General features: G+C 47.1%; 20 protein-coding genes and 1 pseudogene. 12 read left to right on the top strand and 9 right to left on the bottom strand.

Annotated elements, in window-relative coordinates:
• Positions 1 to 14: 14 nt before the first annotated feature.
• Together ACFQS8_RS04075 and ACFQS8_RS04070 are read right to left on the bottom strand one after the other, a co-directional pair.
• Positions 15 to 509, bottom strand: coding sequence for a pentapeptide repeat-containing protein (locus ACFQS8_RS04075; RefSeq protein WP_382165966.1), 495 nt, complete (start codon positions 507 to 509; stop codon positions 15 to 17).
• Between the two features lie 121 nt (positions 510 to 630).
• Positions 631 to 3,147 (bottom strand): TSCPD domain-containing protein, encoded by a 2,517-nt coding sequence (locus ACFQS8_RS04070; protein ID WP_382165964.1) that lies wholly within the window; start codon positions 3,145 to 3,147, stop codon positions 631 to 633.
• Positions 3,148 to 3,335: 188 nt separating this feature from the next.
• On the opposite strand from ACFQS8_RS04070, the gene ACFQS8_RS04065 reads away from it, so the two are divergent.
• The 3 genes and pseudogenes from ACFQS8_RS04065 to ACFQS8_RS04055 form a co-directional block, all read left to right on the top strand.
• Positions 3,336 to 3,722, top strand: coding sequence for an NADH:ubiquinone oxidoreductase subunit NDUFA12 (locus ACFQS8_RS04065; RefSeq protein ID WP_382165962.1), 387 nt, complete (start codon positions 3,336 to 3,338; stop codon positions 3,720 to 3,722).
• A complete protein-coding gene (locus tag ACFQS8_RS04060) occupies positions 3,715 to 4,218 on the top strand; it encodes an MlaD family protein (RefSeq protein WP_382165960.1) in 504 nt (167 codons plus the stop codon). The genes ACFQS8_RS04065 and ACFQS8_RS04060 overlap by 8 nt, the downstream gene beginning before the upstream one ends.
• 56 nt (positions 4,219 to 4,274) lie before the next feature.
• Positions 4,275 to 4,670, top strand: a pseudogene (locus ACFQS8_RS04055) (DUF2155 domain-containing protein); the annotation flags it as partial.
• A 35-nt stretch (positions 4,671 to 4,705) separates the two neighbouring features.
• On the opposite strand, the gene aat reads toward ACFQS8_RS04055, so the two are convergent.
• Genes aat through aroQ form a run of 4 tightly spaced genes read right to left on the bottom strand, consistent with a single transcriptional unit; the run spans position 4,706 to position 7,733 of the window.
• Complete coding sequence (aat, locus tag ACFQS8_RS04050; RefSeq protein WP_382165958.1) at positions 4,706 to 5,440, bottom strand: leucyl/phenylalanyl-tRNA--protein transferase; 735 nt, start codon at positions 5,438 to 5,440, stop codon at positions 4,706 to 4,708.
• Positions 5,441 to 5,449: 9 nt separating this feature from the next.
• The gene (accC, locus tag ACFQS8_RS04045) at positions 5,450 to 6,793 is read right to left on the bottom strand and encodes an acetyl-CoA carboxylase biotin carboxylase subunit (protein WP_382166582.1); all 1,344 of its coding nucleotides are present in this window, start codon (positions 6,791 to 6,793) and stop codon (positions 5,450 to 5,452) included.
• 8 nt (positions 6,794 to 6,801) lie between these two features.
• Positions 6,802 to 7,281 (bottom strand): acetyl-CoA carboxylase biotin carboxyl carrier protein, encoded by a 480-nt coding sequence (accB, locus tag ACFQS8_RS04040; protein WP_382165956.1) that lies wholly within the window; start codon positions 7,279 to 7,281, stop codon positions 6,802 to 6,804.
• Positions 7,281 to 7,733 carry a type II 3-dehydroquinate dehydratase gene (gene aroQ / locus ACFQS8_RS04035; RefSeq protein WP_382165954.1) on the bottom strand — a complete coding sequence of 151 codons (453 nt, stop codon included), beginning with the start codon at positions 7,731 to 7,733 and terminating at the stop codon, positions 7,281 to 7,283. Before aroQ ends, accB begins: the two co-directional genes overlap by 1 nt.
• A gap of 108 nt (positions 7,734 to 7,841) precedes the next feature.
• Here aroQ and thiS point away from each other — a divergent pair, with 108 nt between their 5' ends.
• From thiS to ACFQS8_RS04020, 3 genes are read left to right on the top strand one after another with little or no spacing between them, the layout of a single operon-like run.
• Positions 7,842 to 8,042 carry a sulfur carrier protein ThiS gene (thiS, locus tag ACFQS8_RS04030; RefSeq protein ID WP_382165953.1) on the top strand — a complete coding sequence of 67 codons (201 nt, stop codon included), beginning with the start codon at positions 7,842 to 7,844 and terminating at the stop codon, positions 8,040 to 8,042.
• On the top strand, positions 8,042 to 8,830 hold the full coding sequence (locus tag ACFQS8_RS04025) for a thiazole synthase (RefSeq protein ID WP_382165951.1): 789 nt from the start codon (positions 8,042 to 8,044) through the stop codon (positions 8,828 to 8,830). Before thiS ends, ACFQS8_RS04025 begins: the two co-directional genes overlap by 1 nt.
• A gap of 37 nt (positions 8,831 to 8,867) precedes the next feature.
• Positions 8,868 to 9,278, top strand: coding sequence for a hypothetical protein (locus tag ACFQS8_RS04020; protein ID WP_382165949.1), 411 nt, complete (start codon positions 8,868 to 8,870; stop codon positions 9,276 to 9,278).
• A 94-nt stretch (positions 9,279 to 9,372) separates the two neighbouring features.
• Here the strand turns inward: ACFQS8_RS04020 and ACFQS8_RS04015 are convergent, their stop codons facing one another.
• The 3 genes from ACFQS8_RS04015 to ACFQS8_RS04005 form a co-directional block, all read right to left on the bottom strand.
• Positions 9,373 to 10,119, bottom strand: a complete 747-nt coding sequence (locus ACFQS8_RS04015) for a DsbA family protein (protein WP_382165947.1) — start codon at positions 10,117 to 10,119, stop codon at positions 9,373 to 9,375.
• A 69-nt stretch (positions 10,120 to 10,188) separates the two neighbouring features.
• Positions 10,189 to 11,604, bottom strand: a complete 1,416-nt coding sequence (locus ACFQS8_RS04010; protein WP_382165945.1) for a M48 family metalloprotease — start codon at positions 11,602 to 11,604, stop codon at positions 10,189 to 10,191.
• A 137-nt stretch (positions 11,605 to 11,741) separates the two neighbouring features.
• On the bottom strand, positions 11,742 to 14,381 hold the full coding sequence (locus ACFQS8_RS04005; protein WP_382165943.1) for an Rne/Rng family ribonuclease: 2,640 nt from the start codon (positions 14,379 to 14,381) through the stop codon (positions 11,742 to 11,744).
• A gap of 412 nt (positions 14,382 to 14,793) precedes the next feature.
• Between ACFQS8_RS04005 and ACFQS8_RS04000 the strand changes: the two genes are divergently transcribed.
• From ACFQS8_RS04000 to ACFQS8_RS03975, 6 genes are all read left to right on the top strand, one after another.
• Positions 14,794 to 15,990, top strand: coding sequence for an N-acetylmuramoyl-L-alanine amidase (locus ACFQS8_RS04000; RefSeq protein WP_382165941.1), 1,197 nt, complete (start codon positions 14,794 to 14,796; stop codon positions 15,988 to 15,990).
• A gap of 112 nt (positions 15,991 to 16,102) precedes the next feature.
• Complete coding sequence (locus ACFQS8_RS03995; RefSeq protein WP_382165939.1) at positions 16,103 to 18,982, top strand: penicillin-binding protein 1A; 2,880 nt, start codon at positions 16,103 to 16,105, stop codon at positions 18,980 to 18,982.
• Positions 18,983 to 19,050: 68 nt separating this feature from the next.
• A protein-coding gene (gene prfB / locus ACFQS8_RS03990) for a peptide chain release factor 2 (protein WP_382165937.1) occupies positions 19,051 to 20,164 on the top strand; the annotation gives its coding sequence in 2 pieces (ribosomal slippage) (positions 19,051 to 19,119 and positions 19,121 to 20,164; 1,113 coding nt in all).
• A 72-nt stretch (positions 20,165 to 20,236) separates the two neighbouring features.
• Entirely contained in the window at positions 20,237 to 20,962 is a 726-nt protein-coding gene (locus ACFQS8_RS03985; RefSeq protein WP_382165935.1) for a thermonuclease family protein, read from the top strand.
• Between the two features lie 117 nt (positions 20,963 to 21,079).
• A complete protein-coding gene (gene gltX, locus ACFQS8_RS03980) occupies positions 21,080 to 22,420 on the top strand; it encodes a glutamate--tRNA ligase (RefSeq protein ID WP_382165933.1) in 1,341 nt (446 codons plus the stop codon).
• Between the two features lie 73 nt (positions 22,421 to 22,493).
• The gene (locus tag ACFQS8_RS03975; RefSeq protein WP_382165931.1) at positions 22,494 to 23,186 is read left to right on the top strand and encodes a GOLPH3/VPS74 family protein; all 693 of its coding nucleotides are present in this window, start codon (positions 22,494 to 22,496) and stop codon (positions 23,184 to 23,186) included.
• Positions 23,187 to 23,217 lie beyond the last annotated feature (31 nt).

Here is a 23,217-nt window from a genome sequence, read left to right as displayed (position 1 = left end):
TGTGTGAAGAAAGCTTAGTTTGATCTACACATATTCGCGTTTAAGCCCTTAGGCAGCTCAGTTGATGTATCGCAGTAGGTTGTTGCCAGCTGTGCTTGTGTTAGGCCCTTGGCTGTAACGAGGTATGAACCTGACAGAACTGCGCCTTCCATCTGCGCGTCTGTGAAGTTCGCACCACCAAACCAACCACCAACAAGTGTTGCGTCTTTAAGGTTTGCACCTGTCAAATTTGTACCAGACATGCGCACGCCAAATAGGTTAGCGACGCTTAAATTTGCATTAGTCAGATTGGCTTTGTCTAAAGTTGAAATTTCAAGGTTTGCTTGACGCAACCGTGAGCCACTTAAATTTCTACCTGAAAGGTCGTCCATAGAAAAATCTGCTTGGAAAAGGTTGCAGCCTTCACAGTCGGCACCCTGTTTAACAGATGCAATCTGGCCCGCATCTTGTGCAAATGCTGGAAGAGCCACAAAGGATGTCAGAGCAATAGCAATTAAGGCGCGTTTCATTGTGAGAACCTTTCCCGTAGAAAATGGTATAATATCTGGGTTTTCCCATATCACAGCAATAATGAAGCCAAGTTGAATATGGCTTCAGCATTTTAACGGAACTTCGATTGAATAAACTGCTTTATGCTGTTTGCACTGTCGCTCCGCATGCATCACATATTGCAACGCCATCATCTTCAACGAGTGTGAAGTGACCACAATTAGGGCAAGCGTCTCCTAAATAATCAGGATGGTCGTCTTCGCCAGTAGCTAATGTTGGTGCAGCGGGGGGTGATGTATCGTTTGCGTCAGACTCTTCGTCTTCAAAATCTTGGGTCTCGTTAGCTGGTTTTGCTTTAGGGCGCATGGAGGCTGAATCTAGGAATACAATATTGTCAGGGATAACTCCGCGACTAAAGCCTTTTGAAATCATCTGCACGGCATCTTGTGGCGATGGGGCTTCACGTGTGGAATCACCTGCGCCTTTTCCAAGGCCATCAGATGATAAACCATCCATTTCTGCTAAATCATCACGTTCCAGATATGAGACTGCTAATTCGCGGAATATATAATCTAGGATGGAGGTCGCAGATTTAATTGAGTCATTTCCAGTGACTTCGCCTGCAGGCTCAAAGCGTGTGAAGACGAATGCATCAACAAACTCTTCAAGTGGCACGCCATATTGAAGACCGATAGAAATGGCGATGGCGAAATTGTTCATCAAGGAGCGGAAGGCGGCACCTTCTTTGTGCATGTCGATGAATATTTCGCCCAATTCACCATTCTCAAACTCACCAGTGTGAATATAAACTTTATGGCCACCCACCGTCGATTTCTGAATGTAACCTTTGCGCCGGTCTGGTAGGCGGTGACGTCCTGCATATTTATCTGAGTTTGGATGCGTGTTCGGTGCCTGAATATGGCTTGGAACATGCTGTTTCTGTTCCGCTGGCGCAATAGTTTGAGCTTGTACAAATGTAGGTGGCGTATGTGCGCGGCGTTCAGCTTCGGCTAAACGCTCTAAAATGGTTTCATTGATCTGTGGCTTGGATGGGTCAATGCGAAGGCTTAAATTGTTTTCAATCGCCGCACTAAAACACAATTGTAGGTCTTGTCGTGTCGGAGGCTGTGCTTCCGATGTGGGGACAGTAAGTAAGATAGGGACGTTAAGCGCTTCGCGTACACTAAGGGCGAAACGGATACAGGCACCAGCTTTAGCGTGATGGCCAAGATAGAAAACTTGAGCAAGTTCGGAATTCGGGTCAGACACAGCACGACGTCTGCCTTGAACAGCAGCGCGGCCTTCTTCAATCTCACGTGCAGAAATACCGATAGCACTTAGCAGTGCTTCACCGTCCGTCTCAAACGCTTCAGGAGCAAGGCTTAAACGTTTGCGAATGGTGTCATCACCGACAACCCAACGTGAGAATGCGCTGCGCAATGGCAGCCCGTCACGAATGGCTTGTTCGACGCGGTCGAGGGCTTCTTCGCTGAGGCCGCGTTCTGCAAGGCGGTTACGTTCTAATCCATCAATCTGATCAAGAGAACGTGCTCCAAGAACACGGAGAGCAACATCCTGACGTTGGCTTTCAGTTGCGGCACAATTAAGTGCGAGACCAGCACAATGGGAAAAACGTGTTTCATCTTCATCAGCACTAGAGATGAGTGAGATGACAGGATCAACACCAAGGCTTTCAAGGTTTAGCCAAGCAACAGCTTGAGGAGATGGGCGTAGGAAGGCAAATTGAATATCGGTTTTTTCTTTAGTGCTACTGCCCTGATATTCGGCCAATATAGAAGTCAATTCTTTTGCACGGTTCCGCCCCTGTGGCGAATCATACGCCAGTCCCTCTGACATGATCGTCGCGGCTAATCCTGCAACGACGACAAATACACCAGCAAAAGCTGACTTAATATCAACGAGATCTGATCGCAGTGTTTCTTCGGCAAAGGTTTTATCGTCGAAATAGGCTCCCAAATTCAAAATCAACGCAGGTGATTTCGCCGTAGGAGCAGATTTAGAAAGGTGGTTGACTTGTAGACCTATGCGTAATCCAGCAAGGCGGTTGGAGGCGTCTGCAAGTTTTTCAGCGGAAGCATCGCGCCAATCAGTTAGGCCAAGATGGACAGTGCCTGTATCGCGTGCGCCAGCTGCTTGTTTGCGCAGAGCTGTTGCAGCGGCACGGGGACCGCCTGGTGTTGAGAGTGCGATTTCAATGAGGTCTGCGTCTGCACCACACCGAATAGCATCGGTGAGGGCATCTTCGGTTGGCAGGCCTTCATCATCTGTATCTATTGTTAGGCTCTCTAAAGCATCAGAAAGAGAGGTGAAACCTTGTGCAGTAGCGGCGCGAGCGGCAGCAATTGTCGCGGCTTCAGCAATGGCCATTTCTGCACCACCTGATGATATTGGAGCAGGGCTTACACTGCCAATCGCCGCGCCGAGGGGAATCAGGGGAGAGATTCGGCCTTTGGAAAGCGCTTTTGTAATAGATGATTTAACACTAGCAGACGTATCTAATGTGGCTAATCCATTGAGGTAATCTGTTGCTTCAGCCGAGTTCAGGGACGTGGATCTATCTGTTTCTAACCAGATTTCCCCTGCCGACATGAGTGATGCCAATAACTGAGTCGGCTGTTTAGTCCTGCGCTGCGCCATTAAATCTTCTCCCTGAATATGGTGAATGTGCGCAAATTGGTTCAATAGTGCAATATATCTTGTGTGAATGTGTGGTTTTTCCCACAAGATTTCGTATCACGTGGGTTTGATTGCAACTCATTGCGGTTGAAGCTGGACGTTTGGACGCGACGGCGCCATATTCGCGAAAAATCGGTTAAGGAGAACGCATGTCTGTCATTGGTTGGTGGAAGAACACCACAATTGGAACTCGTTTTGATATTGGACGTCGTGCTGCATTCGTCGGAGAAGATGAATGGGGCAATAAGTTCTATGAAGAAAAGAAACCAAGTCAGGAAGGCCGCAAGCGTCGTTATGTTATTTATAACGGCCCAGCCGAGCCTACTCGTATCTCTCCAGATTGGCATGGTTGGATTCACCATACTTTTGACAAACCTCCAACAGAAGAACCATTGGTGAAGAAATCTTTTGAGAAGCCACATCAGCCAAACTTAACCGGTACGTTGATGGCTTATAAACCTAAAGGTAGTCTCTGGCGCAAAGATGAGCGCACTAAGACTGCTGGTGATTACGAGGCATGGGATCCCGATGCGTGATTCATTGTTTGAAACGATTGTCGGACTAGCTGTTGTAGCTGTGGCGGGCGTTTTTGTTTGGTATTCGTTACAGCAAACAGAAAGCTCCGGCAGCAAGGGCAGTTATGAATTAACAGCCCAATTTACAGGGCCGATCAATGGTGTGCTTCAAGGTACAGATGTACGCTTGATGGGTGTTAAAGTTGGCGTTGTTACGAGTGTTGAGCTGGACAAAGCGCGCCTTGTACCAATGATTAAACTCAATGTTGCAAATGGTGTTGAGTTGGATTCAGATACAACTGCAAAAATTTCATCTGACAGCTTGTTGTCTGGGCCGCACATTGCATTGCTTCCAGGCGGCGGAATGGACATGCTTCAGCCGGGTGATGAAATTACCTACACAAGTGGTTCTGTTGAGCTTGGCCCGTTATTGACCGAGTTTGCCACATCGCTTGATGGACGCCTGAAAAATATCGCGGATGCAATTACCGCGTCGTCCGCTAGTTCTCAGCAATAAAACGCTTGCTTGCATTTTTGATATGCGAAGGGCTGCGAAATTTATTTAAATGACATATGCCCACCACATTTGGGCATATGATAACAATCGTAAGTTTTTCTGATTCTGTTGTCGTGTGTGTGGAGCTTTGGGATATGCGTAATCTAATCTTGGCGTCGGTATTGCTCGCGACAACTGCATCACAAGCGGCATTTTCTCTTGAACCCAGAACGGGTGTTAAAGTGCGTGCGCTGGAGAAAATTACAGGTGAAGCTACCGATCTTCAGATCGAGGTCGGAGACACCGCGCAATTTGGTGGTCTCGCTCTAACAGTGCGAGCATGTTACCAGTCTCCACCTGAAGAACAGCCACCGGAAGCAGCTGCATTTTTAGAAGTCATTTCTACTGGGGTAAATTCAGATGGTAGACCGCAGGATGATGATCCGCGTTTGTTTTCTGGATGGATGTTTGCAAGTTCACCCGGTTTGAATGCACTTGAGCATCCGCTTTATGATGTATGGGTGATTAGCTGTAATGCTGCTTTGCCTGAAAATGAAGACGAACCTCTAGGGCTGTATGACGAATCTGGACTTGGGTTTGAAGCGCCTGAAAGCCCATCAATTGATTCTTCTGGATTGCCTGATGTGAGCTCGGAAACTGAATAGAAATTGCCTTCAATAGCGAGGGCAGCTTTTAATTTCTCTTGAAACTCAGCACGCGGTATTTCAATAGCACCCAAGCTTTCCAAATGGTCAGTTAGAAATTGTGTATCAAGTAGTTGGTAATTGCCTGCTATAAGGCGTGCAGCAAGGTGGACAAGTGCAACTTTGGACGCATTGGACACTGTTGAAAACATGCTTTCACCGAAGAAAGCGCCACCTAAGCTTACACCATACAATCCACCTACAAGCTCACCATCTTGCCAACATTCCACACTATGGGCTTGGCCTCGCCGATGTAGGGCAGAGTATAAATTGATGATAGGTGTATTAATCCATGTTGAATCTCTATCCGCACACGCCTCCATGACACTTGTGAAAGCTGCGTTCACTGTGACATGAAAAACATCACGTGCGACCACTTTTCGTAAACTACGAGAGATGCGTAGTCCGTCTAACGGAAAAATGCCTCTAAAGTCTGGGTCTACGATGAAAAGATTTGCGTCATCGGCGTCTTCGCCCATCGGGAAGACGCCGCGACGATATAAGTCGAGCAATTCATCAGGGCCGAAGCCATCTGACATGTGTTTGCCTTAAGTGTCTTGCGCTAGAAAATGCTCAAGCCAGTGGATATCGTAATCTCCTTTGGCGACATCTTCGTTTTGCACAAGTCTTTGGTGTAGAGGCAAAGTCGTCTCAACGCCTGATACGACCATTTCATCTAAAGCACGTTTCAAGCGCAGCAAACACTCTTCGCGGCTCATCCCGTGAACAATCAGTTTCCCGATGAGACTGTCATAATATGGCGGAATTTTATATCCAGTATACATGGCTGAATCGAGACGTACGCCCAACCCGCCGGGTGCATGGAAATCCTTGATCATACCGGGTGAAGGTACGAATGTTTGAGGATGTTCAGCGTTAATACGACACTCAATCGCATGGCCCACAAATGAAATATCTTTCTGTTTGAAGGAAAGTTTCTCACCTGCAGCAATACGGATTTGCTCACGCACAAGGTCTATCCGTGTGATCATTTCAGTCACAGGGTGCTCAACTTGCAAACGTGTGTTCATCTCAATGAAGTAGAATTCACCGTTTTCCCATAGGAATTCGATCGTTCCAACACCGCGATATCCGAGCTTCTTAATTGAAGCACATACGCGCTTACCAATTTCGGCACGCTCTGCTTCGGAAAGTGCGGGAGAAGGCGCTTCTTCAAAGACTTTCTGGTGACGACGTTGCAGGGAACAGTCACGTTCACCTAAGTGAACAACGTTTCCGTGCGTGTCGGCAATGACTTGGATTTCAATGTGACGTGGCTTTTGAAGATATTTTTCAATGTAGACAGCATCATCACCAAAAGCAGCTTTTGCTTCAGTACGCGCTGTACGGAAGGCTGTTTCAATATCATCAGCAGTTAGCGCGACTTTCATACCGCGACCACCACCACCTGAAGATGCTTTTACAATGACAGGAAAGCCAATATCTGCTGCGATACGTTTGGCATCTTCCACATTTGCAACACCACCATCAGATCCAGGAACACACGGTACGCCTGTGCGGATCATAGCGTCTTTCGCTGCAATCTTATCGCCCATCAAACGGATGTGTTCTGCAGTCGGTCCGATAAATGCGATGTCGTGTGCTTCTACGATTTCAGCAAATTTCGCGTTTTCTGACAGAAAACCATATCCAGGGTGGATACCATCAGCACCCGTAATCTCGGCAGCGGCCATGATAGAAGGAATGTTGAGGTAGGATTCTGTGGATGATGCGGGGCCGATACACACGCTTTCATCTGCTAGACGTACATGCATAGCATCTTTGTCAGCTTCCGAATGGATAGCCACCGTGGAGATTCCCATCTCCTTACATGCGCGGTGAATACGCAATGCGATTTCACCTCGATTCGCAATGAGAACTTTCTTGATCATCATGTCACCTATTCAATGATGACGAGAGCTTCGCCGTATTCGACTGGTTGACCATCAGACACAAGAATCTCTTTAACAATACCTGCTTTGTGAGAAGATACAGGATTGAAAGTTTTCATGGCTTCAACAAGCAAGATTGTTTGGCCTTCTTTGACCTTATCACCAACATTGATGAATGGAGCAGCGCCTGGTTCGGCAGCAAGGTAAGAAGAACCAACCATTGGAGATTTTACAATGTTGGCGTCATTCACTGCAACAGCAACTGGCGCTGACATAGTTGCAGCAGGAGCCGGTGCGGCAGGTGCAGGCGCTGCGGGTGCAGCAGCTGGTGCCGTTGCTGCATAAGAGATTGCAGCAGGCTCTGGCATGGATACGCGAATGCGTAGATCGCCATGTTCAACTTCAATCTCTCCGAGATTTCCGTCCGTCAAGATTTTTGCTAGTTCGCGGATGAGGGCGGTGTCTAGCTTTTCGACTTTATCAGCCATTAGTTTTTGCTCCGTTTGTTCACGAGCGTGATAGCCGCTTCTACGCTAAGGCGATAGCCTGCGGAACCAAATCCCGCAATAACTCCATGCGCACATGGAGCCACATAGCTTTTCGCGCGAAACGGCTCGCGAGAGTGTGGGTTGGATAAATGCAGTTCAATAACTGGGATTTCCAATGTCTTGAGTGCATCATGAATAGCAATAGAGGTGTGCGTATAGGCAGCTGCGTTTAAAATCAACGCTGAAGCTTTCGTTCTTGCTTCTTGAATCCAGTCAATGAGCTCTCCTTCATGATTTGACTGACGAAAAACTAATTTCGCGCCCAAATCATTCGCAGACTTACTCATCATCTTCTCGATGTCAGCTAATGTATCTGTACCATAAATCTCTGGTTCTCGCGTTCCAAGAAGATTAAGGTTTGGACCATTAAGGCAATAAAGCATAAGACTCATGTGCATCCTCGTATTTCTGCAAACTCGCAAGATGAAGCTAAAGACGCAAGCACGAACTTATGTAAAAATCGAATAAATAGAGTGAAAAAGACAGAAGAGACCGAAATTATGCAGCTTATTCTTAATGGTAGCCCGCAAGAAGTCCCCGATGGGGCGACCTTGGGGCAGTTTTTAGCCGAATTGGGATTGCCAGAAAAAGGTCTGGCTGTAGAACGCAACCTTGAGATCGTTCCAAAATCTGCCTACGATTCCACACGATTGGAAGCTGGTGATCGTTTGGAAGTCATTCAGTTTGTAGGAGGCGGCTAATGAGCGCTGATACCCACCCTAAAGATACGCTTACCATTGCAGGCCGTGAATATAATTCACGATTGATTATTGGCACCGGAAAATACGCGAGCTATGAGCAAAATGCTCAGGCAGCTGCGGCTGCAGGTGCTGAAATCGTAACTGTCGCGATTCGCCGCGTGAATGTGATGGACCCAACTCAAGAGCGTTTGAGTGATCATTTAAGCCCTGAGACATTTACATACCTACCAAATACTGCCGGATGTTTTACTGCAGAAGACGCGTTGCGTACCTTGCGTCTTGCACGTGAAGCAGGTGGCTGGAAGCTTGTAAAATTGGAAGTGTTGGCGGATCAAAAAACGCTATACCCTGACATGATGGAGACTTTGAGAGCAGCAGAAGTGCTGATCAAAGAGGGCTTTGATGTGATGGTGTATTGTTCTGATGATCCGGTTTATGCGCGTCGCTTAGAAGATATTGGGTGTTGTGCAATTATGCCTTTAGGGGCCCCGATTGGTTCTGGTCTGGGAATACAAAACCCTGTAAACATTCGTCTTATTGTCGAACAATCACGTGTACCGGTTTTAGTTGATGCGGGCGTGGGGACAGCTTCTGATGCTGCGATTGCGATGGAGCTTGGATGTGACGGTGTATTGATGAATACAGCGATTGCCGAAGCAAAAGATCCTATTCTTATGGCGAGAGCGATGAAATATGCTGTGCAAGCAGGGCGTGATGCATATCTTGCGGGACGTATGGGCCGCAAGCGTTATGCTGACCCATCTTCACCTTTAGCGGGTCTAATTTAAGGTCTCGGCAGTGTGACCATTACTTTGGAGATGTATTATGCATAGGTGTTTGATTTCAATAGCCGTAATAGCGTTGCTGAGTGCTTGTGATACGTCTCCAACAGAGAATGAATCAACAAGTCAAAAGTCTAACGAGTCTGTTCAGCCTGAAGGCAATGACAACCGTTGGAAAGAGCTTGCAGGTCTCTACACTGGCCCCGAAGGTATGTATCTGGCGATTGAATCCCTAGACAATGCTTCATTTAACATCGAAATGCGGTGGGGGTTAGATGATGATATGATTGGCAATTTTGAAGGTGAAGCAAATGAAAATGGAATTCGTTTCACGCGAAATGGTCAAGATATTATCCTTAAGCCTGCAACTGGCGATGAAACAGGTATGAAATGGCTTGCAGGAAAGTCAGACTGTTTAATGGTTGAAGTTGGCGAGGGCTATTGCCGCAAATAAACTATAGGCGATTGTATCGCCAATTTTGAACGGATAGAAAAAGGCGGCTCCAGTGGGGCCGCCTTTTGTTTGCTTTATTATGTTTTGCTTTAGGCTATTTGCTGCCGCGAGCTGCTGCAATGTGTTGATTTAGCAAAGGGAAATTTGCACCTGACACAAATTTTCCGTTTACGTAAAAGCTAGGCGTAGCAAGAATATCTGCTTGTTCAGCAAGCTTCATAGTGTCTTCTAACAAGCGGTACGCATTTGCGCTTTCCATGTCTTTGGCCAGTTGTTGTGTGTCTAGTCCTGCTTCTTTGGCGAGCGTTAGAATACGCCCTTTCGTAAGGCCGCTAGCACCGAGCATAGCTGAATGTAGCTCTCTGTACTTGCCCTGCATGTGCGCTGCTATGGAGGCGCGTGCTGCCAATGCTGAAGTTTTCGTGCGTGAATCAAGAACTGGCAATTCCATGAAAACGACACGGATGTCACCACTATCAACTTGATCCAAAACCCAATCTTTTGAGCTCTTACAGAAACCACAATTATAATCGAAAAATTCGACGATCGTGATTGGTGCATCCTTCGGCCCAAGGGATGGGGCATTTTCTAGGTTAAGAAATGCTGGCAAAAAGGCTGATTTTTGTTCAGCAGATGCGATCTCTTGACGTTCTTCAAGAACTTGCAAGGCCTCGATGATCACTTCTGGGTTCTCAACAATGTAAGCATGTACGATTTTTTCGATTGCTGCTTTATCTTTGCTAGAAACCGAAGTTGGCTCTGAAGCAGCTTGCGAACATGCAGCACTGAATATGAGCGCAGCGCTCGCAGTAGACGTTTTAATGAGGGAACCAAGAGTCATTCGTCGGAAGTCCTTTAGGAAGAAGTCGAGTGTTTCAGTGGGTATAGCAAAGAAATGCTTATAGGTATGTTAGTGATGGTTCACGTCTTTGTGAGCTTCAAACGAGAACTGGCTGTTTAGTCGCCGTCTTTGCTGGCGCGGCGCATTATTCTGCATATAAGCTTGTGTAATCGCTGCGATATCATCTGCGCGTCGCCATTTGGGGGTGTCTTGTGGCAGATCATCTTTCGCACGCGATGCAAAGATATTTGCTTTTACCAGATCACCAATCACATAGGCTGATTCGGCTGTTGCAAGTTCAGCTTCAGCTTTGCGGCCCAATGCGCCCAGAGCGAATGACATTTGACGCCATGCGTAGGCATTTCCCGGCTCAAGAATAAGCGCTTTATGCAGTAGGTCTTCAGCTTCTTCATTCGCTTCTTTCGTTTTTAGCGAAATGAGTGATTGCGCGAGATTTACATACAATAGGGAGTGGTCCTGAGTGATCTCCAAAGCGCGACGGTGATGAGGAACTGACTCTTCAAACTTTCCGTTCTCAAATAGAATCTGACCATAAAGCTCTTCAAAATACGGGTTATCTGGCTCTAATTCCACAAGAGTTTGCACTTCTTTTAGTGCAGCAGTTTCATCTCTGTTTTGGTGTGCTGCAATAGCGCGCGCATAATGTGCCGCTGTTGACGTGTCAGACAGTGGGTACTTGATATAGGCGGTGCGAGGCTGCAAAAATCCAATAAGTTTGGCTTGCATCATTTCCAACTCGCGTTGGTACTCGTCAGGAAGTGGATCGGCGTTCGCTGTGATCACTTCCGCACGATTGCGAAGCGCACCAATACGAGGCCCAATTTCGGGGTGGGTACGGTAATAAGGGTCTTGGCGTCTGGCAGATAAAACCTCCGACACACGGATGTTTTCCATGAACGTCACCAGCCCGTCTGCTGGAATGCCAGTTTTTTCTAAAAGTGTAAGACCCGTTTGGTCCGCTGAGCTTTCTTCGATGCGGGTATATTTAAAAAAGGTGAGGGCAGCAGCTTGTTGTGAAGACGCCATAAGCGCGACACCTGCATCAGGGGCACCCGCAGCAATCGCAAGAACACCAAGACCTAACGCAATCCAACTCGAGCCTTGAGCTGATCCCATCGCTTGCGTGCGCGTAATGTTGTGCCCACCAATTATATGACCTGCTTCGTGTGCCATGACGCCCAGAATTTCTTGAGGGGTTTCGGCTTTAATAAGGAGACCGGTGTGGAAATACATTTGCTGACCACCCGTCACAAAAGCATTCAGGCTATTGTCGTTGATGATATAGATATCGACTTCATCTGGGTTTAAACCGCCTGCCTCAAACAAAGGTTTGCCATACCGTTTGAGAGTTGTTTCTATTTCTGCATCTCGCACCAGCCCTTGAGCCTGCGATTGTGCAAGAGGTAATAAAATCAGTGCTGAAGCAAAAGCAAAAGCACGAGGTAAATTTTTTAACGCGCCCATATAGACGGTCTCCTCCATGCCCCCACGGCAATAAAACTATCCCAGTCGAAATGTATCTTATGTGAATGCATAAAAAGAAACACCCCTGCAACTCTTCAATTACAGGGGTGTATGGTTTTGTTATGGCAAATAAGGTCTTATTTGCGGTTCCACCAACCTATACGGCGTTTTTTGGGAGCTTCCTTTTTCTCTAAAACAGGTGTTTCCACATGTATGGAGTGAAGATCCTCTTCCGCAGCTGTTTCGATTGCGACCGGCGCAACAGGCTTGATTTCCGCTTTCGCGGGTTCAGGCGTTGGCGCAGGTGCGGGCGCTGGTTGTTCAGGAACATCTACATCTGGAGCCTTTGTTGCTTCGGGCGCGTCTGTAGGTGTTTCAACAACATCTGCTTGCGGCGCTTGGGCAACGACATCAGCTTCTTTCTCTACAGTTTTTGCAGGTTTTTCTGGCTCATTCTGTGAGCTTGTATCTGCATTTTCTGTTGAATCAGAAGCATCTGCTACGACTTGTTCGGGCGCTTCAGCATCGACATTAGCTTGCGACTCAGAGTTTTCAGTCCCGTTGTTATCGGCCTGAGCTGCATTGTTGTTTTTGCGTTTGCGTCTGCGACGTTTTCCGTTGCGCGAGCGTCCGCCTTCATTGTTGGATTCGCCGTCTGTTGATGCGGATTGTTCTGCTTCTGCGGGTGAGGATTCTTCTTCCTCCTCCGGCGTTTCGATCGCGAGAAAGGGCGCGGATGCAATCGCATCCAACATTTCCCCCCCATCCACAGCAACGTCTGGCGTGCGACGACGCGGACGACGACGACGTGAAGAGCGGCGGGAGGCATTGTCGGAGGTGTCAGTTGACGGTTTGTCGTCTTCAGCATCCCCATCAATGACCTCTAAGCCATCTGCTGTTTCTTCACTTCCATTTTCTGATCCACGACGGCGACGTCCACCACGGCGGCCACGACGTCTACGGCGCGCATTTTCATCGCTGTCTGGATCGTCTGAATCATCGTCTCCGTCATTGGACGAATCTTTTGAAGTGTCTTCTTCATCTTCAACTTCTTCATGACGGTGAGGGCGGCGTTTCTTAGGCGTCGCATCAACAGGAACGATTGGTTTGTAAGCGACAATATTACCTTCTGAGGTGGCTTCGATAGCGAAATCACCCGGCATCATTTCATCATCAGCACTGATGAGGATATCTGCGCCTGTGCTTGCTTCCATATTGGTGATGGAATCGCGCTTGTGGTTTAGGATGTAGAGTGCGACCTCAGACGGAGCCTTAGCAGTGACACTGTCTACACGTTCATCTGCTCCACGTTCTTCGATTGCGCGAAGCAATTGAAGTGCTGCCGATTCGATAGAGCGGTTACGCCCTGTTCCCTGACAGGCTTTACATGGTTCCGAGGAAAGTTCGAGCACACCTGCGCGACGGCGTTGGCGAGAAATTTCAAACAATCCAAATTGACTGATGCGTCCAGTTTGAACGCGTGCGCGGTCAATGGACAAGCAGTCCTTCATTTTCTTTTCAACAGCTCGGTTGTTTTTGGTCTCTTCCATATCGATGAAGTCGATAACAACAAGACCCGCAAGGTCACGAAGACGCATTTGGCGACAGACTTCAGCAGCAGCTTCAAGGTTTGTCTTTACAGCGGTTGCTTCGATATTGCGCTCACGCGTGGCTTTACCAGAGTTCACATCAACAGCCACAAGCGCTTCTGTCTGGTTGATGACCAGATATCCACCTGATGGTAATTGCACAACAGGAGAGAAGATATTGTCTAGCTGCGCTTCAACACCATGAGAGATGAAAAGGGGCGCTTTGTGATTGTGTTCGATCACTTTATTGGCGTGATCTGGCATCAACATGCTGATGACGTTTTTCGCTTGAGTGTAAGCTTCCTTACCTTCAACGATGATATTATCTACATCGCGATCGAAAAGGTCACGAATAGCACGCAGGACGAGATCACCTTCTTCATGGATCAAGCAAGGAGCCATGGAATCGAGCGTTTGTTCGCGGATCGTGGACCATAGCCTGATAAGATAATCATAATCGCGACTAATCTCAGACTTGGTTCGCTTTGCGCCTGCTGTTCGAATGATTAAGCCCATGCCTTCGGGCACAGAGAACTCGCTCATTATTTTTTTCAAGCGTTTGCGGTCTACAGCATTTGCGATTTTGCGACTAATGCCACCACCACGTGCTGTGTTTGGCATAAGCACGCCGTAACGACCCGCAAGTGACAGGTAAGTTGTAACAGCTGCGCCTTTGTTGCCGCGCTCTTCTTTTACGACTTGAATAAGCAAGACCTGACGGCGCTTGATAACATCTTGTATCTTGTAGCGGCGCGTAGGTCTTTGGCGTCTTGGTTTAGACTTTGGTGTGTCTGCATCAGAATCATCTGACGTGCTGTCATCATCATCTGATGAAGCAGCAGCTTCTGAATCATCATCGTCTACACCATGATCATCGTCATCATCATCGCTATCACGACTTGAAGCCATTTCTTCAGCAAGAAGGGCTTCACGATCCTCTTGTGGGATCTGATAGTAATCAGGGTGGATTTCAGAGAATGCTAAAAAGCCGTGACGGTTTCCACCATACTCGACAAAAGCTGCTTGGAGCGATGGCTCCACGCGCGTTACTTTTGCAAGATAGATATTACCTCTTAATTGCCTTTTATCACGTGCCTCAAAGTCGAAATCTTCGATTTGTCCGTCGGCGACGACCGTCACCCGAGTTTCCTCTGGGTGCGCGGCGTCGATCAACATGAGCTTGCTCATGTAGGTTAGCCTCATTGTTGTGTGGCGGGGCGGCGCAAGTGTTGGCGACCAGCATCCCACGATGTCTGAATAGGGTACGCGTCATTTGACGCTTTCCAGAGCGTGCAAAGCAGATTTTAGAGTGTGACAGGAACTTACCCATCTGTTTCCTTATCCGGCGGCTGGCTTCCTAACTATTTGGATCGGCCAGCTTCGCACGTTTGAAATTCGAATAACTAATATGGTGCAGTCTGGCGTCTTTCGCCAATCTGGACGTGCACTCATTAGTGCTGCATAAACGCAACAGGTTACTAACTTGCCCAATAATGAAGAAAAAAGAAAGCCTAACTTTGTCGCTAAGTTGTGTTTAATCCGCCTTAATTCATTGTTGTTATGACAAAACCTTATGTTTTGGGCGGAGGATCGACGTTTGTTGCGACAAATAATTTTTGCTATTGGGTGCTTGTTTATAGGCATTCTGTCTGCGGATGCGTTTGCTCAAGCTTCTGTAACACCCCGAATCACCGATGTGCGCTTTGGCGATGAAGGTGAAGATACGCGGGTTGTAATTGATGCAAATATTCCCATCGATTATGAATATTTCACATTATCCAATGGCGCAAAACGCATTGTTTTAGATATGCCGCGCCTGCGTTGGTCAATAAATGGCCTCACAAGTGAGTCGGGTAAGGGGAATGGAAGTGGTTTAGTTCAGCAATATCGCTACGGCCATAACTCCCCAACAACATCGCGCCTTGTCCTTGATTTGGAGCAAGCTGCTGATGTCAAAAAAGCTTTCCGAGTAGCTCCTAAAGACAATAATGATGTGCATCGTATTGTTTTGGATCTTGAGACAGTTTCAGAAAAAAAGTTTGAAGAACAAGCCGGCGCTGCCGAAGCTCAACGGCGCAAAAGCACGGCGCAGCAATACCAACGTAGAAAACCAATCATTGTGATTGATGCAGGTCATGGTGGTCGAGACCCCGGTACGCATGGTCATGGCGGTAAAACCGAAAAAGAAGTCAATCTGGCAGCAGCGCTAGAGTTGAGCGATGCATTGAAACGCACAGGGCGATATGAGGTCGCGCTAACGCGTGGAACGGATGTTTTCATTGAGTTAGAAGACCGCGTAAATATTGCGCGCCGCTTTGAAGTTGATTTGTTTATTTCGCTTCATGCAGATGCTGGCCGTAATCCTTCGACGCGAGGCGCTTCTGTTTATACATTGTCCGCTTCGGGTGAAAAACGTGCAAAATCCCTTAAACAAACGAATAATTGGGTGCTTGATATAGAGAAGGAAGAAAGTCGTTCAAAAGAGGTGACTGATATTCTAGTAGACCTTGTTGAACGGGAGACGAAAAACCGTTCTGCTGAATTTGCAGAAATTCTAATTCCAGAAGTGCAACGTGTCGGCTGGCCAACTTTAAGTCGATCTCACAGAGATGCCGGCTTTTATGTTCTTCTCGCGCCGGATGTGCCGGCTGTTCTATTTGAAATGGGTTTTATGAGTAACAAAGAAGATGAAGCGCTTTTAACTTCATCTCGTCATCGTAAAAGGCTTATGAAGGCCATCGTGAATGCAACAAATACGTTCTTTGCCGATAAAGAATTTTATGTAGCGCAGCGATAAGCTTTAAAACTTTGTCTAGTCGCGCCATAAAGTTACCCAAATGCGAAGTGATTCTCGTTGCGGACGTGATTGATCCCAGTCCGATCTTTAAGTGAATAGGTTTGAATAACTCATGTTTAGAAAACTGCTCTTTTTCGCAGCTTTTTGCGTTGGTCTTGTCGGGGCTGGAATCTTAGGGTGGGTTTATTCTGTAACCCGTGATTTGCCTGCACCTCGCGAATTGAAAACCTATGCGCCCCCAATCACTAGTCGTGTGCATGCGGGGGATGGAACATTGGTGGCCGAGTTTGCGCGCCAGCATCGAGTCTTTATTCCAGAATCTGAACTTCCTAATACCGTTATCAATGCGTTCTTATCGGCGGAAGATAAATCCTTTTATGAACATGATGGGATAGACCCAAAAGGGATTATTCGTGGTGTTTTATTGAATGCGATTAGAGGCAAGCGCATCACGGGTGGATCAACCATTACGCAGCAGACAGTGAAAAACATGCTGGTCGGCTCTGAGCGTTCAGTCGTGCGTAAGGTACGAGAAGCTTTTGTGGCGCGTCGTTTGGAGCAAATTTTTACCAAACGGAAAATTCTCGAACTTTATTTGAATGAGATTTATCTTGGTGGTCGCTCTTATGGAGTGGGGGCTGCATCCATCAATTATTTTGGTAAACCTCTTCGGGATTTATCTATCGCTGAATGTGCGCTTTTGGCGGCAATGCCTAAAGCACCAGGTAAGGTGAACCCATATAAGAAACCAGATGCGGCGATTGCACGACGTAATTGGGTAATTTCGCGTATGGCAATCAATGGGTATATTTCTCAAGAAGAGGCTGAAGCAGCTCAACAAGAACCGCTTACAATCGCTGATCGTCTAAACAGTGATGAAGTGCTCGCATCGGCTTATTTTGTTGAAGAAGTGCGTCGCGATATTTTGCGCCGCGCACGTGAGGGTGAGCTTCAAGGTGTTGAGTTTGATGAATATGCAAAAGATGAAGAACAACAGATAGCAGCTGAAAAATTGTTGTATGAGCAAGGTTTGTCCGTGCGTTCGACACTTGATTCGCGCTTCCAGCTTGCAGCCCAAAATGCATTGCAAATGGGATTGGAAACCTATGACCGCCGTACCAAGTTTTATCGCGGTGGGTTTACAACACTCGATGTCGATAAAGACTGGTCAGAAGCATTGTATGAAGTGTCTACACCTAGCGGAGCAGGTGATTGGTTAAAAGCTGTTGTGCTGGCTGTTGATGATAAAGCCATTAAAATTGGCCTTGAAGACAATGAAACAGGCTGGATTGCGGAAGAGAGTCGCAAATGGGTGAAAACCTATAAGTCTAAAGATGGTAAAGTGGGTTTGCAAAAAGGGGATGTTATTCTTGTAACTCAAGAGCCGCCTCCAAATGTACTTGAGCGTACAATTATGGATGAGGTTAAAGTTAAAGAAGATGCTCCTTACCATGTGCGCCAATTGCCAAGCGTTGAAGGTGCGCTCGTGGCAATGGACCCACACACTGGACGTGTGCTGGCTATGGCAGGTGGGTATTCGTTCTGGCGTAGCCAATATAACCGTGCTGTGCAGGCGAGCCGTCAGCCAGGGTCCTCCTTTAAGCCTATTGTATATGCAGCGGCACTTGATTCTGGATTTACACCAGCGAGCACAGTGCTCGATGCGCCATTCGTGATTGATACGCCCCAAGGACTTTGGAAGCCGGGAAACTATGAAGCAGGTAGCTTTTATGGCGAATCAACCTTGCGTTTGGGAATTGAAAAATCTCGAAACCTAATGACTGCCCGTTTGGCGCAAGATGTTGGGATGGAGAAGATCGCAGAATATGCGCGTCGATTTGGAATCTATCCCACGCCTCCAGAAGATGCGACTGAAGAAGAGGCGCGCCGTATTCTTGGGCCCCAAACATATCTGTCGCGTTCATTGGGGTCAGGTGACACAACACCGATTAAAATGGCGACTGCTTATTCCATGCTTGTGAATGGCGGAAAGCGGGTTGAACCAGTATTCTTAGATCGAATACAGGACCGTTACGGTAAAACTATTCAGCGGCGCGCGAACAAAGACTGTAGTGATTGTAATGGTGTTTGGAATAATCAATTACCGCCTGTGTTTGAAGATACACGTGAGCAAGTTATTGATCCGATCACAGCCTACCAAATGGTATCCATGTTGGAGGGGGTTGTTCAGCGTGGTACAGCCTCTCGTGTAAGAGCTGTCGGAAAGCCTGTCGCAGGAAAAACAGGTACAACGAATGATTATTTCGATGCTTGGTTTGTCGGGTTTTCTCCTGATCTTGTAACAGCAGTTTGGGTTGGATTTGATTCTCCCCATTCACTGGGCAATGGTGAATCCGGTGGACGTGTCGCAGCGCCAATATTTAGAGACTTTATGATGAAAGCTCTGGAAGATGCGCCGGCAATGCCTTTCCGTCTTCCATCAGGTGTGCGCCTTGTTGAGGTGGACGCAAAGACAGGTAAGATTCCGGGACCGGACACATACCGCACAATTATGGAAGCCTTTAAACCGGGTACGGAACCGGGGGGTGCCATGACGGAAGATTTCGATGATTGGATCAATGAATTGAAACGTCAAAATAATGGCGGACAATTAGACGGAAACTCGTCAGCATTTAATTTGCCGTCACGTCAATATAATCTTGAAGAATATGTTGATGACAGTGTTGATCCAGATGCCGAAGGGTATACGCAGCCCGTCATGAATGGAGAGACAGAAGGCTATAGTGAGCCGCAAAATAGTCCAAACCTCAATGGTGAGTTGGACTTGGGTGATGGTGATTTAGGTAATTTGAACACTCAAACACCAAGACAGGACCAGCAAAGGCCCACACCTCAGGCAACACCTTTCCGGGATCTAGGCTTTGGGCAAACTCCCTCTACCCAGCAGGATGGCACACAAGGACCAGCGCCATACCAGCCACCAATTGTTGAGGCTGAACCCGAGCAAGAGCTTGAATATGGTTTGCATTAAGGGCTAAAGCTAAACTTCAAATTTTTGAGCGCCCCGTTCTGGGGCGTTCTTTATGAATAGAGATGTGTATGACACCCGAACTTCAGGCTATGGCCGATAAAATTAAGCACTCCGTTGAGTTGCTGAGGAGGCGTCTTTGACTGGGACGTTGCAACCAAAAGATTAGATGAGCTAAACGCACTTTCCGAGCAGCCAGATTTTTGGAATGATGCCGAGAATGCGCAAAAGCTTATGCGCGAACGTACTAAAATTGTCACAGCGATTGAAGACATTGAAGCGTTAGAGCGGGAAGTTACAGACGCTGAAGAAATTTCTGAAATGGCTGAGTTGGATGGCGACACAAGTATGCTGGATGACCTTGTCGTCTCCATGCGTGCTGCGCTTGAGCGTGCCGAACGTGCTGAATTAAGTGCGCTTTTATCTGGTGAAGTTGATGGCAATGATTGTTTCGTCGAGATAAATGCAGGGGCAGGTGGGACTGAAAGTCAAGATTGGGCCAATATGCTCCGCCGTATGTATGTGCGCTGGGCAAATGCGCATGGCATGAAAGTCGAAGAGCTCGATAGCCATGACGGTGAGGAAGCGGGTATTAAGTCTGCAACTTTGAAAATTTCCGGTGAAAATGCTTATGGTTGGTTAAAAAGCGAATCGGGTGTGCATCGACTTGTGAGAATTTCTCCGTTCGACTCGAATGCAAAACGCCATACTAGTTTTTCATCCATTGCGGTATCTCCCGTCATTGATGACACTATTGAAGTGGATATTGAAGACAAAGATGTCCGCACAGATACATATCGTGCATCCGGTTCCGGTGGTCAGCACATCAACAAAACCGATTCTGCGATCCGCTTAACGCACGAACCCACAGGCATTGTGGTGCAGTGTCAGTCAGATCGGTCCCAACACAAAAACCGAGCTTCTGCTTGGACAATGTTGCGTGCCCGTATCTATGAATTAGAACTTCGTAAACGCCAAGAAGCGGCACAAGCAAATGCAGATGCGAAGACTGATATTGGTTGGGGACATCAAATTCGTTCCTACGTTTTGCAGCCCTATCAAATGATCAAGGACCTCAGAACTGGAGTGGAAACCTCTGACACTAAAGGTGTTTTGGATGGTGACTTAGATAAATTCCTAGCCGCCTCTTTAGCCGCTGCTGTAGGAGCAGAAAACGAGAGCTAGCTGGTGATTGTCTGAGCTGAGAGAATGAAACACTCAACAGTTTCTTAACGCGTTTTCGCTAATTTTGTGAGTATGAAAATACTCACATTTCTCTCTGCAGCGATATTTGGTGTGTTCGCTTCCTTGAACATTATCAATACGGATAAATCATTAGCGACAAGTGGTCCGTTACAAGTGATTTCGGGACGCGCTGTTGTGACGGATGGTGATAGTTTACGCATCGGCGATGAGCGCATTCGTTTATTTGGTATCGACGCGCTAGAGGGTAAACAAACCTGTCGTTTCAAGAATGAAGAATGGGCCTGTGGGCGCTCTTCACGAAAAGCTTTGGAGCGTGCAATAGGACGTGAGCGCGTATCGTGTACAGTATATGATAAAGACAGATACAAGCGATCTGTGTCTATCTGTCGTGTTGGAGAGGTTGACCTCAATGAGGCTCAGGTTCGCAATGGCTGGGCTGTTGCTTATACTCAATATTCTAAGCGATATGTGAATGCAGAAACGGATGCGCGTGTGAATGAGCGTGGTATCTGGAGGTCAGAATTTATACGCCCTCATGATTATCGAAAAGAAATCAAAGCAATAAACGAAAAACGTGCAATTCAAAATCAAGCCAAGCCCATAAAAGCTGGATGCGATATCAAGGGGAATATATCTTCTGGTTCGGGTAATCGTATCTTCCATGTTCGCGGGCAACGTGACTATGAACGTACAAGGATCAACGTCAAAAACGGTGAGCAATGGTTTTGTACAGAAGCTGAAGCGTATGCCGCAGGGTGGAGAAAAGCCGCGCGCTAGTCGATTGCTCTTGCTCTAAAATTAACGCCGCAACCCCTTGCATAATGTGTCATGTTGCGGGAATACAGTCGCTACTCTTGGCGATTGTCGCTGTTTAAAAAATCTGAGATCACATACATGTCTTGCAAAGTCCGTTTCGCGCCATCTCCAACTGGTCGTCTTCACGTAGGAAATGTGCGCACAGCACTGATCAACTGGTTGTTTGCAAAAGGACAGGGTGGTCAATTTGTCTTGCGTATTGATGATACTGACCTTGAGCGTTCGACAAAGGAATATGAAGACGGGATCAAGCAAGATCTAACTTGGTTGGGGCTTGAGTGGGATGATACATTCAAGCAATCGGAACGCTTCGCTGAATATGATAAAGCCACTGCAAAGCTCAAAGCTGATGGTCTGCTATATGCATGTTATGAAACAGCTGAAGAGTTAGACCGTAAGCGCAAAATCGCTTTGTCGCGTGGCCGTCCACCAGTCTATGATCGTGCAGGGTTGAACCTGACTGACGACGAAAAAGCAAAGTTAGAAGCCGAGGGACGCAAGCCGCATTGGCGCTTTAAATTGTCTGGAAAACCTTGTGAATGGGTAGACCTTGTACGTGGTCCACAAGCTATAGATACAGCGTCTATTTCAGACCCTGTGCTTATTCGTGCAGATGGATCATACCTCTATACATTGCCTTCTGTTGTAGATGATATTGATGCGGAAATTACGCATGTCGTGCGCGGTGAAGATCACGTAACCAATTCAGGCGCACAGATTGAAATTTTCCGTGCTTTAGGTGGTAAAACGCCGCAAATGGCACACACACCTTTGCTAATTGGCGCGGACGGACAGGGGCTTTCAAAGCGGCTTGGGTCTTTGTCAGTTCAGCAATTGGCAGCTGATGGTGTTGAGGCGATTGCAATTGCGAGCCTACTTGCAAAAATTGGAACGTCTGACCCTGTTGAGCTTAAAGACAGTTTGCAAACTTTAGCATCAGAATTCTCTTTTGAAAAAATTGGACGTGCACCAGCGCGTTTTGATGAAAAAGAACTGATGGCTCTAAATGCTGAAATCACGCGCGGTTTGTCCTTTGAGGATGTCAAAGACCGCCTAGCTGCTTTGCCGCTTGGTGACAAAGCCAATGACGCATTTTGGGCGCTTGTTTCAGAAAATCTTCAAAAAGTAGATGACGCTGCAATCTGGTTGCCGATCTTCTTTGGTGACATTGATAAAGCTGACCTTGAAGCGGATGATGCGGCGTTCATTGCAGGCGCTGCTGCGTATTTGCCGGAAGGTGAAATCTCAGAAGATACTTGGTCCGTTTGGACAGGCGCACTTAAGTCTGAAACTGGCCGTAAAGGAAAGGGCTTGTTCATGCCTTTGCGTCTTGCTTTAACAGGCCAAGCACATGGACCGCAAATGAACCAAGTTCTTGCTTTGCTCGGCCGCGAAAAAGTGTTGAAACGCTTAGGGTAAGATTTAGCGCCTTTTTTTCAGCAAACTTGTGTTGTCCATTAGATGAATAATCATTCATCTAATGGAGGCGCGTATGCAATCATCACTCACTCTACCTCAGGCACTTATGCTATTGGCCTTGCGTGATGATAAAGGGTCTTTGCATGCGGGATATTTCCCACAAGCTCTGGCAGGAGCTAGCCTCACTGAATTGCTGTTGGCCGAAGCTTTGGAAAGTGATGGCGCAGCAAAGGCAAAGTTCACATGCAATACTATTGCAAAAGTTGACGGAAAATTCCTATCAGCTATCGCAGATTATATGGTGCAAGATAGCAAGCCGCGTCCTTTGAAATCATGGGCTGAGCGCCTGTCGCAGAAATCAAAATTCATAAACATTCTCGCCGAAGAGCTGTGTGAATTAGGTGCGGTGACGGAAGAAAAATCCAAACTTTTGGGGCTTATCCCTCAAACAAGGTGGCCAACACAGGATGGTCGTGTTGAGGCTCAGCTTATTGAGGAAATTAATGCAGCTCTCGATCCCAATCAGCCTTTGATCAATATCGATGATAAAATCGGATTGCTGATCGTCCTCGCAGAGGCAGGCGGTTTCTTAAAGCCAAATTTGGATAAAGAATTATACAAAGCCTCCAAAGAGCGTCTTAAAGAAATGAAAAAGGCAGAATTCTTAAATTCAAAAGCGTTTGTGAAAGTCATTGAAGAAACGCAAGCCGCCATAATTGGAATTATCGTTGCAGCAGCAGTCGTGCCTGCGGTGACGGCTGGGTAGGTTTAGCTGTGGATTGTTTAGTTGTTTAAAG

Origin of the sequence: Hirschia litorea, from assembly GCF_042665075.1 — a bacterium.
GTDB lineage: Bacteria > Pseudomonadota > Alphaproteobacteria > Caulobacterales > Hyphomonadaceae > Hirschia > Hirschia litorea.
Note: the sequence above shows the minus strand (reverse complement) of the source record. Positions and strands in the feature narration are given on the sequence as shown.